The organism is Pseudomonas sp. MF5691, from assembly GCF_016405645.1.
Classification (GTDB): domain Bacteria; phylum Pseudomonadota; class Gammaproteobacteria; order Pseudomonadales; family Pseudomonadaceae; genus Aquipseudomonas; species Aquipseudomonas shahriarae.
Genome location: NZ_JAEKDC010000012.1, coordinates 152439 through 167061 on the forward strand (window position 1 = coordinate 152439; position 14623 = coordinate 167061).

Sequence of the window (14623 nt, forward strand, 5' to 3'; positions counted from 1 at the left end):
TGAGGAGAGAAGTGCATGACGCAAGTCACGGTGAAACAACTGGCCGATGAGGTCAAAACACCGGTAGAGCGCCTGTTGCAGCAGATGCGTGAGGCAGGTCTGCCGCACACCGCCGCCGAGGAACATGTGAGCGACAGTGAGAAGCAATCGTTGCTGACTCACTTGAAAAGCAGCCACAAGGCGAAAGTGGAAGAACCGCGCAAGATTACATTGCAGCGCAAAACAACCAGCACCCTGCGGGTGGCTGGTAGCAAGAGCATCAGCGTTGAAGTGCGTAAGAAGAAAGTCTTCGTACAGCGCAGCCCGGAAGAAATCGAAGCCGAGCGCAAACGCGAGATGGACGAACGTCGCGCAGTAGAAAATGCTGCACGTCAGAAGGCTGAAGAAGAAGCCAAGCGTCGCGCCGAAGAAGAAGCGCGTCGCCAGCCTGCTGCTGCGCAACCTGCTGGTACTGACGCAGTCGCTGCGCCTAGCGCGCCTGTAGAAGCTGTGCGTGAGGCCGCTCCGGTTGCCGCTGCACCAGCGCCTGCTGCTGACGCTCGCAAGCGCGACGAACCTCGTCGTCCGGACAAACCACGTGCCGACGATAACAATCGTCGTAGCGGCGGTGGCGATGGCGAGCGTAAAAACGCTCCACATCGTGCTTCGGTCAAAGAGAAAGCGCCTGCTCCGCGCGTTGCCCCACGGACTACCGACGAAGAAAGCGATGGCTTCCGTCGTGGTGGTCGCGGCAAGGCCAAGCTGAAGAAACGCAACGCCCACGGTTTCCAGAGCCCAACCGGCCCTGTCGTGCGTGAAGTGAAGATCGGCGAGACCATCACTGTTGGCGATCTCGCTCAGCAGATGTCGGTCAAGGCTGCTGAAATCATCAAGTTCATGTTCAAGCTGGGTACTCCAGCCACCATCAACCAGGTACTGGACCAGGAAACTGCCCAGCTGGTTGCTGAAGAGCTGGGCCACAAAGTGACCCTGGTCAGCGACACCGCCCTGGAAGATTCCCTGGCCGAGTCCCTGAAGTTTGAAGGTGAAGCGGTTTCCCGTGCTCCAGTCGTGACCGTCATGGGCCACGTTGACCACGGTAAGACTTCCCTGCTCGACTACATCCGTCGTGCCAAGGTTGCAGCGGGCGAAGCCGGCGGCATTACCCAGCACATCGGTGCCTACCACGTTGAAACCGACCGTGGCATGGTGACGTTCCTCGACACCCCTGGTCACGCCGCGTTTACCGCCATGCGTGCCCGTGGTGCCAAGGCGACCGACATCGTGATCCTGGTGGTTGCAGCGGACGACGGCGTGATGCCGCAAACCATCGAAGCCGTTCAGCATGCTAAAGCAGCTGGCGTGCCGCTGGTGGTTGCCGTGAACAAAATCGACAAGCCGGGCGCTGATCTCGATCGCATCCGTAGCGAACTGTCGGTTCATGGCGTGACTTCCGAAGAGTGGGGTGGCGACACTCCATTCGTACCGGTCTCGGCGAAGATGGGTACCGGCGTTGACGAACTGCTCGAAGCAGTCCTGTTGCAAGCCGAGGTCCTGGAACTGACCGCTACCCCATCGGCTCCTGGCCGTGGTGTTGTGGTTGAATCCCGCCTCGACAAGGGCCGTGGCCCGGTTGCGACCGTTCTGGTTCAAGACGGTACCCTGCGCCAAGGCGACATGGTGCTGGTCGGTTCGAACTACGGCCGTGTACGTGCCATGCTCGACGAGAACGGCAAGCCAATCAAGGAAGCCGGTCCAGCCATCCCTGTCGAGATTCTCGGCCTGGACGGTACCCCGGACGCTGGCGACGAGATGAGCGTAGTTGCCGACGAGAAGAAAGCCCGTGAAGTGGCTCTGTTCCGTCAAGGCAAGTTCCGCGAAGTCAAGCTGGCCCGTGCTCACGCCGGCAAGCTGGAAAACATCTTCGAGAACATGGGCCAGGAAGAGAAGAAGACGCTTAACATCGTCCTCAAATCTGACGTCCGTGGTTCCCTCGAAGCGTTGAACGGCGCCTTGAATGGCCTGGGTAACGACGAAGTGCAAGTGCGTGTTGTCGGTGGCGGTGTCGGTGGTATCACCGAATCCGACGCCAACCTGGCACTGGCTTCCAACGCTGTACTGTTCGGCTTCAACGTGCGTGCCGATGCTGGCGCACGGAAGATCGTCGAGCAGGAAGGCCTGGACATGCGTTACTACAACGTCATCTACGACATCATCGAAGACGTCAAGAAAGCCCTCACCGGCATGCTTGGCAGTGACGTTCGGGAAAATATCCTGGGTGTCGCCGAAGTCCGTGACGTGTTCCGTTCGCCGAAGTTTGGCGCGATCGCCGGTTGCATGGTTATCGAAGGTACTGTGCACCGTAACCGTCCAATCCGTGTACTGCGTGAAGACATCGTTATCTTCGAAGGCGAGCTGGAATCCCTGCGCCGCTTCAAGGATGACGCTTCCGAAGTACGTGCCGGCATGGAGTGCGGTATTGGCGTCAAGAGCTACAACGACGTCAAGCCTGGCGACAAGATCGAAGTCTACGAGAAGGTTCAGGTTGCTCGCAGCCTCTAACTCGCGCACTTCAGGAGCCACGCCGCGTGTGGGCATGCAAATGCCCCGCGCAGTGTCCGGACTCTAAACGCAACGCCCGGTCTGGCTTTTGTCAGGCCGGGCGTTTGCCGCTTTCAGACCCCACGGGTTTCACCGTGTGGCAGTAACAGGTAACAAGACATGGCAAAAGAATACAGCCGTACCCAACGTATCGGCGATCAGATGCAGCGCGAGCTGGCCCAACTGATCCGTCGCGAAGTCAAAGACCCGCGCGTTGGCCTGGTCACCATCACCGCTGTTGAAGTGAGCCGTGACGTCGGTCACGCCAAGATCTTCATCACCGTGATGGGTCAGGACAACAGCGAAGAAATCGCGCAAAGCATCAAGGTGCTCAACTCCGCTGCAGGTTTCCTGCGTATGCAGTTGGCCCGTGAGATGAAGCTGCGCAGCGTGCCCCAGTTGCACTTCCACTACGACGAAAGCGTCGTGCGTGGTGCGCACCTGTCGGCCCTGATCGAGCGCGCCGTGGCTGAAGACAATCAGCATCCGTCCACACCTGAAGACGCCAAGGAGTAAGCGGTGGCTCAGGTCAAACGTATCCGTCGTAACGTCAGCGGCATCATCCTGCTCGACAAGCCCATTGGTTTTACCTCCAATGCGGCGTTGCAGAAGGTCCGCTGGCTGCTCAATGCCGAAAAGGCCGGGCACACTGGTAGCCTCGACCCCCTGGCTACTGGCGTGTTGCCATTGTGCTTTGGCGAGGCCACCAAGTTCTCGCAATACCTGCTCGATTCGGACAAGGGTTACGAAACCCTTATGCAACTGGGCAAGACCACCACCACGGCAGACGCCGAAGGTGATGTTCTGCAGGTTCGCGACGTGACCGTTGGTCGTGCAGATATCGAGGCTGCCTTACCCGCTTTTCGTGGTCAAATCAGTCAGATACCGCCGATGTACTCGGCTCTCAAGCGTGATGGCCAGCCTCTTTACAAGCTGGCACGTGCGGGCGAAGTAGTGGAGCGTGAACCGCGTTCTGTTACTATTGCGCGCTTGGAATTGCTCGCCTGTGAAGGCGACACCGCCCGCTTGGCCGTGGACTGCAGCAAAGGCACCTATATCCGTACCCTGGTGGAAGATATTGGTGAACAGCTCGGTTGCGGCGCGTACGTTGCAGAACTGCGACGCACCCAGGCTGGCCCTTTCACCCTGGCCCAGACGGTCACGTTGGAAGAGTTGGAAGCTGTACATGCCGAAGGCGGCAATGAAGCAGTTGATCGCTTCCTGATGCCATCGGACAGCGGTTTGCTGGATTGGCCATTGCTGCACTTCTCGGAACACAGCGCGTTCTACTGGCTCAACGGCCAGCCGGTCCGCGCACCGGATGCTCCGAAGTTCGGCATGGTGCGGGTACAAGATCATAACGGTCGCTTTATCGGTATCGGTGAAGTGAGCGAAGACGGGCGCATCGCGCCGCGTCGGCTGATTCGGTCAGAATGACCGAACGAGTGTGGCTGTTAACAGGCACGGTCAACACTCATTTTTAGATACAGGGATTTGTCCCTGGCCTGTTGAAACTGCCCTTTGGGTGGTTTCCTGAAAAAAGGATTGCCTCATGGCTCTCGACGTTCAAGAAAAAGCACAAATCGTAGCTGACTATCAGCAAGCTGTTGGTGACACTGGTTCGCCAGAAGTGCAAGTTGCACTGCTGACCCACAACATCAACAAGCTGCAGGGTCACTTCAAGGCCAACGGTAAAGATCACCACTCCCGTCGTGGTCTGATCCGCATGGTAAACCAGCGCCGTAAGTTGCTGGACTACCTGAAAGGCAAGGATCTGGGCCGTTACCAGGCTCTGATCGGTCGCCTGGGTCTGCGTCGCTAATCAGCGATTGCGCTAGAGGTTGGTTGTTTGCCGTGTGTCAGTGGGTTTCCCGCTGGCCCATGGCAGGCTCCCAGCCTCAAGTTTTATCTGGATACACGTTTTACCCTGGACAAGGGTTGGGCCGATTCCCGACATTGCCCAAGAATTTCGCAAGAAGACAAGTTCCCCAAGAGCCACAAAGAAGGTAGGACACCGTGAACCCGGTAATCAAAAAATTCCAGTTCGGTCAGTCGACCGTTACCCTCGAGACAGGCCGTATTGCCCGTCAAGCCTCCGGCGCAGTGCTGGTCACCGTTGACGACGACGTTACCGTATTGGTAACCGTTGTAGGCGCCAAGACCGCTGACCCAAGCAAAGGCTTCTTCCCTCTTTCCGTTCACTACCAGGAAAAGACTTACGCTGCCGGTAAGATCCCTGGTGGTTTCTTCAAGCGCGAAGGCCGTCCTTCCGAGAAAGAAACCCTGACTTCCCGACTGATCGACCGTCCGATCCGTCCGCTGTTCCCAGAAGGCTTCATGAACGAAGTGCAGGTTGTCTGCACCGTCGTTTCCACCAGCAAGAAGACCGATCCGGACATCGCTGCGATGATCGGCACCTCGGCTGCCCTGGCCATCTCCGGTATTCCTTTCGATGGCCCGATCGGCGCAGCTCGCGTTGCTTTCCACGAAAGCACCGGCTACCTGCTGAACCCAACTTACGAACAACAGAAAGCTTCGAGCCTGGACATGGTCGTTGCCGGTACTTCGGAAGCCGTGTTGATGGTTGAATCGGAAGCCAAAGAGCTGACCGAAGACCAGATGCTGGGCGCTGTACTGTTTGCTCACGACGAGTTCCAGGTTGTGATCAACGCTGTTAAAGAACTGGCTGCCGAAGCCGCCAAGCCGACCTGGACCTGGGCTCCTCAGCCAGAAGCCACTGAACTGCTGGGCGCTATCCGCTCCGAGTTCGGTGCTGCGATCTCCGACGCCTACACCATCACCATCAAGGCCGACCGTTACGCTCGCCTGGGTGAACTGAAGGATCAGGTTGTTGCCAAGCTGTCCGGTGAAGAAGGCCAGCCTTCTTCCAGCGAAGTCAAAGCAGCCTTCGGCGAAATCGAATACCGCACCGTTCGCGAAAATATCGTTAACGGCAAGCCACGTATTGACGGTCGCGACACCCGCACCGTACGTCCGCTGAATATTGAAGTCGGCGTTCTGCCGAAGACCCACGGTTCGGCCCTGTTCACCCGTGGTGAAACCCAGGCCCTGGTAGTCGCGACTCTGGGTACTGCCCGTGACGCACAACTGCTGGACACCCTGGAAGGCGAGAAAAAAGACCCGTTCATGCTTCACTACAACTTCCCTCCGTTCTCGGTAGGTGAGTGTGGTCGCATGGGTGGTGCTGGTCGCCGCGAAATCGGTCACGGCCGCCTGGCCCGTCGTTCGATTGCAGCCATGCTGCCTGCCGCCGACGTGTTCCCGTACACCATTCGTGTTGTGTCGGAAATCACCGAGTCCAACGGTTCCAGCTCCATGGCTTCCGTTTGCGGTGCTTCCCTGGCATTGATGGACGCTGGTGTGCCGATGAAGGCGCCAGTTGCCGGTATCGCCATGGGTCTGGTTAAAGAAGGCGAGAAGTTCGCAGTCCTGACCGACATCCTGGGTGACGAAGACCACCTCGGCGACATGGACTTCAAAGTAGCCGGTACCGCCAAAGGTGTTACCGCGCTGCAGATGGACATCAAGATCAAGGGCATCACCGAAGAAATCATGGAAATCGCTCTGGGCCAAGCCCTGGAAGCGCGCCTGAACATCCTCGGCCAGATGAACCAGATCATTGGTCAGTCCCGCACCGAGCTGTCGGAAAATGCTCCGACCATGATCGCGATGAAAATCGACACCGACAAAATCCGTGATGTCATCGGTAAAGGCGGCGCGACCATCCGTGCGATCTGTGAAGAAACCAAGGCTTCGATCGACATCGAAGACGACGGTTCGATCAAGATCTTCGGCGAAACCAAGGAAGCGGCTGAAGCTGCACGCCAGCGCGTCCTGGGCATCACCGCTGAAGCCGAGATCGGCAAGATCTACGTCGGTAAGGTTGAGCGCATCGTCGACTTCGGCGCGTTCGTCAACATCCTGCCGGGCAAGGACGGTCTGGTTCACATCTCCATGCTGAGCGATGCTCGCGTAGAGAAAGTGACCGACATCCTGAAAGAAGGCCAGGAAGTGGAAGTGCTGGTACTGGACGTGGACAACCGCGGCCGTATCAAGCTGTCCATCAAGGACGTAGCAGCAGCCAAGGCTTCGGGCGTTTAATTACTCCCAGGCTTTACGCTGAAAAAGAGGACTCTTCGGAGTCCTTTTTTTTGGGCTGCAGGAAAGTGAAGGTAAATCAGCCGTTTAGCCCAGGACAAAAGCCGCAACTTGCATGCAGGCACGATGGGCTTCATGCAAGTTGCACGATTCTGAATTTCGGCAAAAAACATAAGCTATTGAATTTAAAGGTTTTTATTCGTATGCGAAAGTTGGCACAGCGCCTGCAACAGTACTGGTAACCCTGCAGCATTAACGTTGAAACGCTGCAGACCTTCGAAAAAACAGGAGTTACTCGTATGAAGAAGTTCGCTATCGCTGCTGCAACTGCCACCGCGCTGACCCTGACCATGGCTAATGTTGCGTTCGCCCAAACTTCCCAGGCTCCAATGGTTGTAGCCGCCGGTGAAGTGGACAAGGCCAAAGAAGCGACCACCGATACCTGGATCACCACTAAAGTCAAAGCTGACCTGGTTACCGAGAAAGGCATTCCTGGCACCGACATCAAAGTCGAAACCAACAAAGGTGTGGTCTCCCTGTCCTCCACTGTTGCTGTGACTGATGCACAAAAGGAAATGGCAGTAGCCATCGCCAAGAAAATCAAAGGCGTTAAAGCTGTATCGGCCGACGGCCTGAAAGCAGAGTAACGCGCAACGACTCGACTGGACTTAGGCAAGGCGGCCACGAGCGAGGCAGATATCCGCTCAATGCACCTTACAGGTTCATGCGACCGACCACAGGGATGTGGTCACTACGGGCCCCGACACTTGTGTCGGGGCCCGTTTTATTGTGGCGGGGAATACATGTCTGCGGATTATGCAGATCAAGTGTGGGAGCAGGCAGCCAGCTCCCACACTTTGGACTTATGGTGCCGGTAGTTACTCGGCATCCAGGTGCATTGGCGTAATTACCCGGCCATCTTTCTCGGCCTGGCCGAGGCTGGCATCAATGAAGTACACCCGATCGTCTTCCAACTGGCCCTTGTCGACCAGATAGTCCTTGATTGCACTCGCGCGGTCCTGGCCCAGTTTGCGTAGCAGCACATCACTGCCGCTCCAGAACTTGATCACGCCGTCGCGCAGCTTCGCCGAGCGCTCATCGCTGCCCAGGTCTTTCCACTCAGCCGGTGGCTGTTGCTTCAAGCGGGTGCGATAGATGCCTTCGAGCAGTGGCGCCTTTTCCTTTTCCGGTACTACAAGCAATGACGCCTGGGCCGGGACTTTATCGCCACGGCGCTGGAGTATCTTGTAGTAGTTGTACTGATACTCACGCTCAAGCCGCTCGGCGGCCAGGAACGGACCATCGCTGCTGGCTGCCGCAGTGCCTTCGATTTCCAGGCGCAGGGCAGGGCGCTCCTTGAGGGCTTTGGCGAGGCTGTTGAGGGCCGACTCGGCGTCTTTGCTCAGGGCGCTGGAGCCTGCGGCGAACGACACGTTGCCCAGGTCTTGCGAGCCTCCACCGGTCACCAGCCCGCCAATGAACTTGAACGGCGCCGTTGCCGCGCGCACTACCAGGTTGCGCAGGGTCTGCCAGACGATCGGCATCACACTGAACTGCGGGTTGTTCAAGTCGCCGGTCACCGGCAACTCGATGGAGATCTTGCCGTCAGTGTCCTTGAGCAGGGCAATTGCCAGGCGAATCGGCAGGTCCACCGCGTCCGCGCTGTCGACTTTCTCGCCCAGTTGCAGTTGCTCTACCACCACCTTGTTCTCGGCCTTCAACTGGCCCTTGGTGATCACGTAGTGCAGGTCCAGGTTGAGCCGGCCCTTACGGATACGGAACCCGGCAAACTTGCCCGAGTACGGTGTCAGGGTGGTCAGCTCGACGCGTTTGAAGCTGGTGGCGATATCCAGCGCGGCCATCGGGTCAAACGGGTTGACACTGCCCTTGATCGTCACGGGTGCATAGCGGTCAACCTTACCCTTGATGTCCACGCTGGCCGGTTTGGCCTGGCGGCTGTCGATGGTGCCGATCTGGCCATTGAGTTGCTGGATCGCCGTGGCAAAGTTCGGCGTCAGGCTGAAGTCGGCAAAGTTGGCCGAGCCGTCATTGATCGCGATCTGCCCGATACGGATGCCCAGGGGTTTTTCATTGCTCGCGCTGGATTTGGCCGTCGATTTGGCGCCACTGTCGGCAGGCTGTGGGATCAGCAGGTCATCGACGTTGGTGGTGCGATCATCGTTGATCATAAAGCGCGCATAGGGTTGCAGCAGGTTGATCTTGTCGATCGACAGGCTGTTGCCGTGCTGGTAGTTCAAGCCTTCCACCACCAGTCGCTGCCACTTGAGGAAGTCGCGGGTCTTGAGCGTGTCCAGGGTGTGCAACTGATCCACTTGGGCGCGGCCGGTGATCTGCAGCGCGAGGGGTTCGGTGCTCTTGAGGTTCACATCGAGGTTGCTGCCGAGCATGCCGCTGCGCAGTTCCAGGCGGATAAAGGGGCTGATATAGGACTGGGCAACCCGCAGGTCGATATCCTTGGTGTCGACTTTCAACTTGGCGCTGACCGGGTTCAGGTTGACCTGGCCGCTCGCCTGGATCTTGCCCTGCTTGCCCAGGCCACTGTCGATCTTGAGGGTGAAGGGGCTTTGATTGAGGCTGTCGAAGTCTTGTACATCGACATTCAGCGGGCCCAGCTCCAGGGCCACCGCAGGTTTTACCTGGCGATCAGCCAAGTGCACCTGATAGTTACGCAGTTGCACATCCTTGAGCAGCACTTGCCAAGGCCTGCTCGGCGCTGTCGGCTCGGCTTTTGGCGAATCGGCCGTGGCGGGAGCGCTTGTTGGCTCAGGCTTGGTAGCCGGCTTGCTCGGCTGGCTGGCGAACAGTTTCTGCCAGTCCAGTTGGCCATCGGCTTCACGGGCGGCCCAGGTTTCGAGCTTGTTACTGCGGATTTTGCCCACGATCACTTGCTGCTTGGCCAGGTCGATCGAGGTTTCGCTGACATCCAGGCGCTCCAGGCGGGCCAGTGGCCGGCCATCCGGGGCCTTGATCGCGAACGGCGCGATGCTCGCCGAGACGTTGGTCAGGTTCAGTTCGGTTTCTTTGGCCAGGTTCAGCTTGTAGTCGGTACTGAAATTAAGGGTGCCATCTTCCAGGACCAGGGGCACGGCGTCCCGCACATAGGGCCACCAGACTTTCATCTTGCCATCTGTGACCTTCAACTTACCCTCAGAGGCGATCGGCACCAGGCTGAAGTTGCCGGTCCAGTCGATCTGCCCGCCCTCGGGGCCTGCGGCGACCAGGGTCATGTCGGCATTGTCTTCGGGCAGGGTGCTGAGGTTTTTCAGCTCGAAGTCGAGTTTGTCGTAGAGGAACTCGATAGGCTCGCTGGGGCGCACGTCTTCGAAGTGCACGTAACCGCTCGCCAGCTTGATGCGTTCGATGCGCAGCGGGAACGGTTTGCTTTCGGGGTCATCGGGGGTCGGTTCGCTCGGCGGCAACTTGAACAGCTGCGCCAGGTTGAGGGTACCGGTCTTGTCGAAGAGGATTTCGGTCTTCGGCTTGTCCAACTGCACATCGGCCAGGTGCAGGGCGCGGGTCCAGAGGCTGTCGATCTGCAGGTTGGCGTAGAGGCGTTCAAAGCCCACCTGTTCCTTGCCCGGCTCACCGATTTTCAGGCCCCAGAGGGTCAGTTCCAGGCTGAACGGGTTGAGCTCGATACGCTCGATACGGGCCGGCACGGTAGCGTAATTGGCCAACTGTTGGTTGGTCACGCGAAGCGCAATACCGGGCAGAATCAAAAAGCCCAGCAAGCTGTAGAGTGCAAGGGCGGTCAGCAAGGCGCCTGTGGCGCGAATCAATCCTTTGGGCATGGGTGACGCCATCTATGTCGATCAGGAGTGCCTTGGAGTATGGCACGGGTTTACGGTTCCGAAGAACCGCGCCTTTATTACGCCAGACAGGTTCTTTCAGGGCAATCCTACAACTGCAGGATCAGGGTCTTCAGCGGCGGCTGCTGGTCTTGTGAGGGAAAGTCAGCGCCGGGTGTCATCACTGTCCAGTCGCGTACGGGGCGGCCAGCCTTTTCAGCACAGCGCAAGACCTGCTCGCGCCAGTCATCCATGCTGACCTTTGCCAGGTTGTTGCAGCAGATCAGTACACCGTTTTGCGCGGTGGCCAGCAATGCCGGCTTGAGCAGGCTCTGGTAGTCACGCAACAGGTCCACGGTACCAAAGGCGCTCTTGGCCCAGGCGGGTGGGTCGAGCAGCACCAGGTCATATTGACGTTGCTCCAGGCGCGGGTAGCTCGGCAGTTTTTGCCCGCGACGCTGGGTGATCGGCAGCCCGGCCAGTTGGCGGATTGCCGGGAAGTAATCGGACTGTACAAACGTCATGGCTGGCAGTTGCGGGTTCAACTCGCCGTTTTCGCGACCGACTGCCAGGTTGCCCTCGGCGAAGTCCAGGTTGCACACCTCGCGGGCCCCGCCGGCCGCTGCACTGAGGCCGACGCCGCAGGTGTAGGCAAACAGGTTCAGCACGCTTTTGCCGGCACTGTGCGCCTTGACCCAGCCGCGGGTATTGCGCAGGTCCAGGAACAGCAGCGGGTCCTGCCCCGGGTGGCGACCGCGCACGCGATAGTTCAGGCCCCATTCGTGGCCAACCAGGTCTTCCAGGGCCGCAGGTTCGGCGCGGTACACCGTGTCTTCGCGGTCGATACGCGAGTTGCCTCGGGAGCGGTCGTTATAGACCAGCAGCAACTCCAGGCCCAGGTACTGGTTGATCATCAGGTGCAATTGCAGGAGCGCATCGCTGTCCAGGGACTGGTGAAAGCTCTGCACCATCAATTGCGGGCCGTAACGGTCGATGGTCAGGCCCCCCGCGCCTTCCTGGCTGCCATGAAACAGCCGATAGCAATCGGTGCCTTGGGCATGCAGCTCGGCGAGCAGGTCTTGGCGGTGATCGAGGGCGGCGCGCAGCGCCTGATTCAGGGACGACATGGAGCGCGCCTTGCTGGGGAATTTAAGCGCGCAAGTTTAACAGCTCCTGTGGGCGTCGGCTTGCCGGCGATGGCGCGGGTGCAGGTCGATCAGTATCGCGGGCAGGCCAGGTGCCACAGGGTGTGTGTCGTTACAGCAGGCCCATCCGCCTGTGGGCCCGTTGCACCGAACCATTGCGCATCGCCCAGCGCAGCAGCGGCGCGCTGCGCCTGACCCCGGCGCGGATCAGTTGGCGTTGCAGCGGGCTTTGCTGTTGACCCAGCATGTCACCCGCCCAGTCCGGTAGCAGGTCGATCCCGGCCTGCATCATCAGCGCCCCGAACGGCTTGGCCAGGGCGCTGGGAGCCGGGGCATCGAGCAACAGGCGCAGTACTTCGCGGCTGCGTTCGTCACACAGCAGTTGTGGGCGAATACGTTGCAGGTAATCAGCAATTTCCTGCCTTGAGCGCGGCACGTGGCGAGCCCCCAGTTGTTCGGCGACCAGGGCAATCTCGCTGTAGTACCGATCCTGGTCTCTGGGCGATAGATCCGGGTTTTTGTAGCGCAAATGCGCCGCCAGAAAGCTGCTGACTTCGGCGACGTGAACCCAGGTCAGCAATTCAGGATCACTGGCCGCGTAGGGGCGCCCGTCAGGTGCGTGCCCGACCACTTGCAGGTGGATGGTGCGCACCTTTTCGATCAGCCATAACGCGTCGCGGCGCGAGCCAAACGTAGTACCGGAAATAAACTGCGAAGTGCGGCGCAAACGCCCAAGCATGTCCTGGCGAAAATTCGAATGGTCCCACACGCCGGCCAGCGCCAGGGGATGAAGCGCCTGCAACATCAAGGCGCTGATACCCCCGATCAGCATGCTGCTGAAGTCACCATGGACCTTCCAGCTCACCGAGTCCGGGCCGAACAGCCCTGGGTCGCCCTTGGGGCTTTCCAGGTCCAGATTGCCCAGGGACAGCCCCGTCAGGCTCATCAGTTGGGATTCGATACGGTTGCGCAGAAATTCCATGGTGGCTTGGGGGTTCCTATCGGTTCAGGCGCTTGTCGATCAGGCCGTCGACCACGCTCGGATCGGCCAGGGTCGAGGTATCGCCCAGGCTGTCCAGTTCGTTGCAGGCGATCTTGCGCAGGATACGCCGCATGATCTTGCCTGAACGGGTTTTCGGCAAGGCCGGCGCCCATTGGATCAGCTCCGGCTTGGCAAAGCTGCCGATTTCCTTGCTGACCAGGTCCAGCAGGTGTTTTTTCAGCGCATCGCTGGGCTCGACGCCATTCATCGGTGTGACAAACGCATAGATGCCCTGGCCCTTGAGGTCATGGGGGTAGCCGACGACGGCAGCCTCGGCCACTTTGTCATGCAGCACCAGCGCGCTTTCCACCTCGGCGGTACCGATGCGATGGCCGGAGACGTTGATCACGTCATCAATGCGCCCGGTGATCCAGTAGTCGCCATCCTCGTCGCGCCGCGCACCGTCGCCCGTAAAGTAGTATCCGGGGTAGGGCTTGAAGTAGGTGTCGATCATCCGCTGCGGGTCGCCATACACGCTGCGGATCTGCCCCGGCCAGCTGGCTTTGATCGCCAGGACGCCGCTGCCGGCGCCGCTGATTTCCTTGCCCTGCTCGTCGAGCAATACCGGCTGCACCCCAAACATCGGCTGGGTCGCGCAGCCGGGCTTGATGCGCTGGGCGCTGACCAGCGGGCTGAGCATGATGCCGCCGGTCTCGGTCTGCCACCAGGTATCGACAATCGGGCAGCGCTGCTCGCCGACGGCATTGAAATACCACTCCCAGGCTTCCGGGTTGATCGGCTCGCCGACACTGCCGAGCAATCTCAGGCTGGCCCTGGACGTACTTTCCAGCGGGCCATGACCCTCGCGCATCAAGGCCCGCAGGGCGGTGGGCGCGGTGTAGAAAATATTCACCTGATGTTTATCGATCACCTGCCAGAAGCGCGAGCTGTCCGGGTAACTCGGCACACCCTCGAACATCAGGGACGTGGCGCCATTGGCCAGCGGCCCGTACACGATATAGCTATGGCCCGTGACCCAGCCGACATCGGCGGTGCACCAGAACACTTCGCCCTCGCGATAATCGAGCACGTATTTGAAGGTCATCGCCGCTTGCAGCAGATAGCCGCCGGTGGTGTGCAGCACGCCCTTGGGCTTGCCGGTACTGCCGGAGGTATAGAGGATAAACAGCGGGTCTTCGGCAGCCATCGGCTCGGGCGGACATGCGTCGCTGACCGCTTCCACCGCCTGTTGATACTTGAGGTCGCGCCCTTCAGTCCAGGCTACGGGCGCACCGGTTCGTTCCACCACCAGCACCGTCGTGACATTCGGACAGCTGGCCAGGGCCTTGTCGACATTCTGTTTCAGCGCCACCGGTTTACCGCCGCGTACGCCTTCATCGGCGGTGATCACGGTGCGGCAGTCGGCATCCAGGATACGGTCGCGCAGGGCATCCGGTGAGAACCCGCCAAACACCACGGAATGCACCGCACCAATCCGCGTGCAGGCCAGCATCGCGTAGGCGGCTTCCGGAATCATCGGCATGTAGATACACACCCGGTCGCCTTTTTTCACGCCACGGCTTTTCAGCACATTGGCCAGGCGGCTGACGTTTTGGTGAAGTTGGCGGTAGGTGATTTTGGAAGATTTTGCAGGATCATCGCCTTCCCAGATAAAGGCCGGCTGATCGGCGCGTTGCGCCAGGTGACGGTCAATGCAGTTGTAGCTGACGTTCAACTGGCCACCGGCAAACCACTGCGCGGCGCCGGTGTTGATATCGCAGTGCTGGACGGTCTGCCAGGGCGTGATCCAGTCGAGCAGCGCCTTGGCCTGTTCGGCCCAGAACGTATCGGGGTGTTCGATGGATTGCCGATAGAGGCGCTGGTAGCCCTCTTGACTGAGTTGCGCGCCCCGGCGCACTGCATCGGCATGGGGAAACTGGCTGATATCGAACATTAGGGATCCCTCTTCTTGTTATAGAGACAAGAGT

At 59.4% G+C, this 14623-nt stretch carries 10 protein-coding genes; 6 read left to right on the forward strand and 4 right to left on the reverse strand.

Features of this window, described 5'->3' with window-relative positions; translation table 11 throughout:
- Positions 1 to 15: 15 nt before the first annotated feature.
- The 6 genes from infB to JFT44_RS18300 all read left to right on the forward strand — a co-directional run bounded on the left by infB (position 16) and on the right by JFT44_RS18300 (position 7346).
- Entirely contained in the window at positions 16 to 2541 is a 2526-nt protein-coding gene (infB, locus tag JFT44_RS18275) for a translation initiation factor IF-2 (RefSeq protein WP_057440169.1), read from the forward strand.
- Positions 2542 to 2700: 159 nt separating this feature from the next.
- Positions 2701 to 3096 carry a 30S ribosome-binding factor RbfA gene (rbfA, locus tag JFT44_RS18280; protein ID WP_029298974.1) on the forward strand — a complete coding sequence of 132 codons (396 nt, stop codon included), beginning with the start codon at positions 2701 to 2703 and terminating at the stop codon, positions 3094 to 3096.
- A 3-nt stretch (positions 3097 to 3099) separates the two neighbouring features.
- The gene (gene truB / locus JFT44_RS18285) at positions 3100 to 4017 is read left to right on the forward strand and encodes a tRNA pseudouridine(55) synthase TruB (RefSeq protein WP_003176136.1); all 918 of its coding nucleotides are present in this window, start codon (positions 3100 to 3102) and stop codon (positions 4015 to 4017) included.
- A 115-nt stretch (positions 4018 to 4132) separates the two neighbouring features.
- On the forward strand, positions 4133 to 4402 hold the full coding sequence (rpsO, locus tag JFT44_RS18290; RefSeq protein WP_003176135.1) for a 30S ribosomal protein S15: 270 nt from the start codon (positions 4133 to 4135) through the stop codon (positions 4400 to 4402).
- Positions 4403 to 4596: 194 nt separating this feature from the next.
- Positions 4597 to 6702, forward strand: coding sequence for a polyribonucleotide nucleotidyltransferase (gene pnp, locus JFT44_RS18295; protein WP_057960656.1), 2106 nt, complete (start codon positions 4597 to 4599; stop codon positions 6700 to 6702).
- A gap of 296 nt (positions 6703 to 6998) precedes the next feature.
- The gene (locus JFT44_RS18300) at positions 6999 to 7346 is read left to right on the forward strand and encodes a BON domain-containing protein (RefSeq protein WP_057960655.1); all 348 of its coding nucleotides are present in this window, start codon (positions 6999 to 7001) and stop codon (positions 7344 to 7346) included.
- 231 nt (positions 7347 to 7577) lie between these two features.
- On the opposite strand, the gene JFT44_RS18305 is transcribed toward JFT44_RS18300, so the two are convergent.
- The 4 genes from JFT44_RS18305 to acs all read right to left on the reverse strand — a co-directional run bounded on the left by JFT44_RS18305 (position 7578) and on the right by acs (position 14589).
- Entirely contained in the window at positions 7578 to 10511 is a 2934-nt protein-coding gene (locus tag JFT44_RS18305; protein ID WP_198831005.1) for a DUF748 domain-containing protein, read from the reverse strand.
- Positions 10512 to 10618: 107 nt separating this feature from the next.
- A complete protein-coding gene (locus JFT44_RS18310; RefSeq protein ID WP_115127382.1) occupies positions 10619 to 11635 on the reverse strand; it encodes a class I SAM-dependent rRNA methyltransferase in 1017 nt (338 codons plus the stop codon).
- A gap of 130 nt (positions 11636 to 11765) precedes the next feature.
- Entirely contained in the window at positions 11766 to 12635 is an 870-nt protein-coding gene (locus JFT44_RS18315; RefSeq protein ID WP_057440165.1) for an oxygenase MpaB family protein, read from the reverse strand.
- Between the two features lie 16 nt (positions 12636 to 12651).
- Positions 12652 to 14589, reverse strand: a complete 1938-nt coding sequence (acs, locus tag JFT44_RS18320) for an acetate--CoA ligase (protein WP_198831006.1) — start codon at positions 14587 to 14589, stop codon at positions 12652 to 12654.
- Between the last annotated feature and the right edge of the window lie 34 nt (positions 14590 to 14623).

Excerpts from the sequence above, each read along its gene's own strand:
- JFT44_RS18305 (WP_198831005.1), bottom strand. The coding sequence starts at position 10,511 with ATGCCCAAAGGATTGATTCGCGCCACAGGCGCCTTGCTGACCGCCCTT.
- rpsO (WP_003176135.1), top strand. The coding sequence starts at position 4,133 with ATGGCTCTCGACGTTCAAGAAAAAGCACAAATCGTAGCTGACTATCAG.
- JFT44_RS18310 (WP_115127382.1), bottom strand. The coding sequence starts at position 11,635 with ATGTCGTCCCTGAATCAGGCGCTGCGCGCCGCCCTCGATCACCGCCAA.
- infB (WP_057440169.1), top strand. The coding sequence starts at position 16 with ATGACGCAAGTCACGGTGAAACAACTGGCCGATGAGGTCAAAACACCG.
- JFT44_RS18315 (WP_057440165.1), bottom strand. The coding sequence starts at position 12,635 with ATGGAATTTCTGCGCAACCGTATCGAATCCCAACTGATGAGCCTGACG.
- acs (WP_198831006.1), bottom strand. The coding sequence starts at position 14,589 with ATGTTCGATATCAGCCAGTTTCCCCATGCCGATGCAGTGCGCCGGGGC.
- rbfA (WP_029298974.1), top strand. The coding sequence starts at position 2,701 with ATGGCAAAAGAATACAGCCGTACCCAACGTATCGGCGATCAGATGCAG.
- JFT44_RS18300 (WP_057960655.1), top strand. The coding sequence starts at position 6,999 with ATGAAGAAGTTCGCTATCGCTGCTGCAACTGCCACCGCGCTGACCCTG.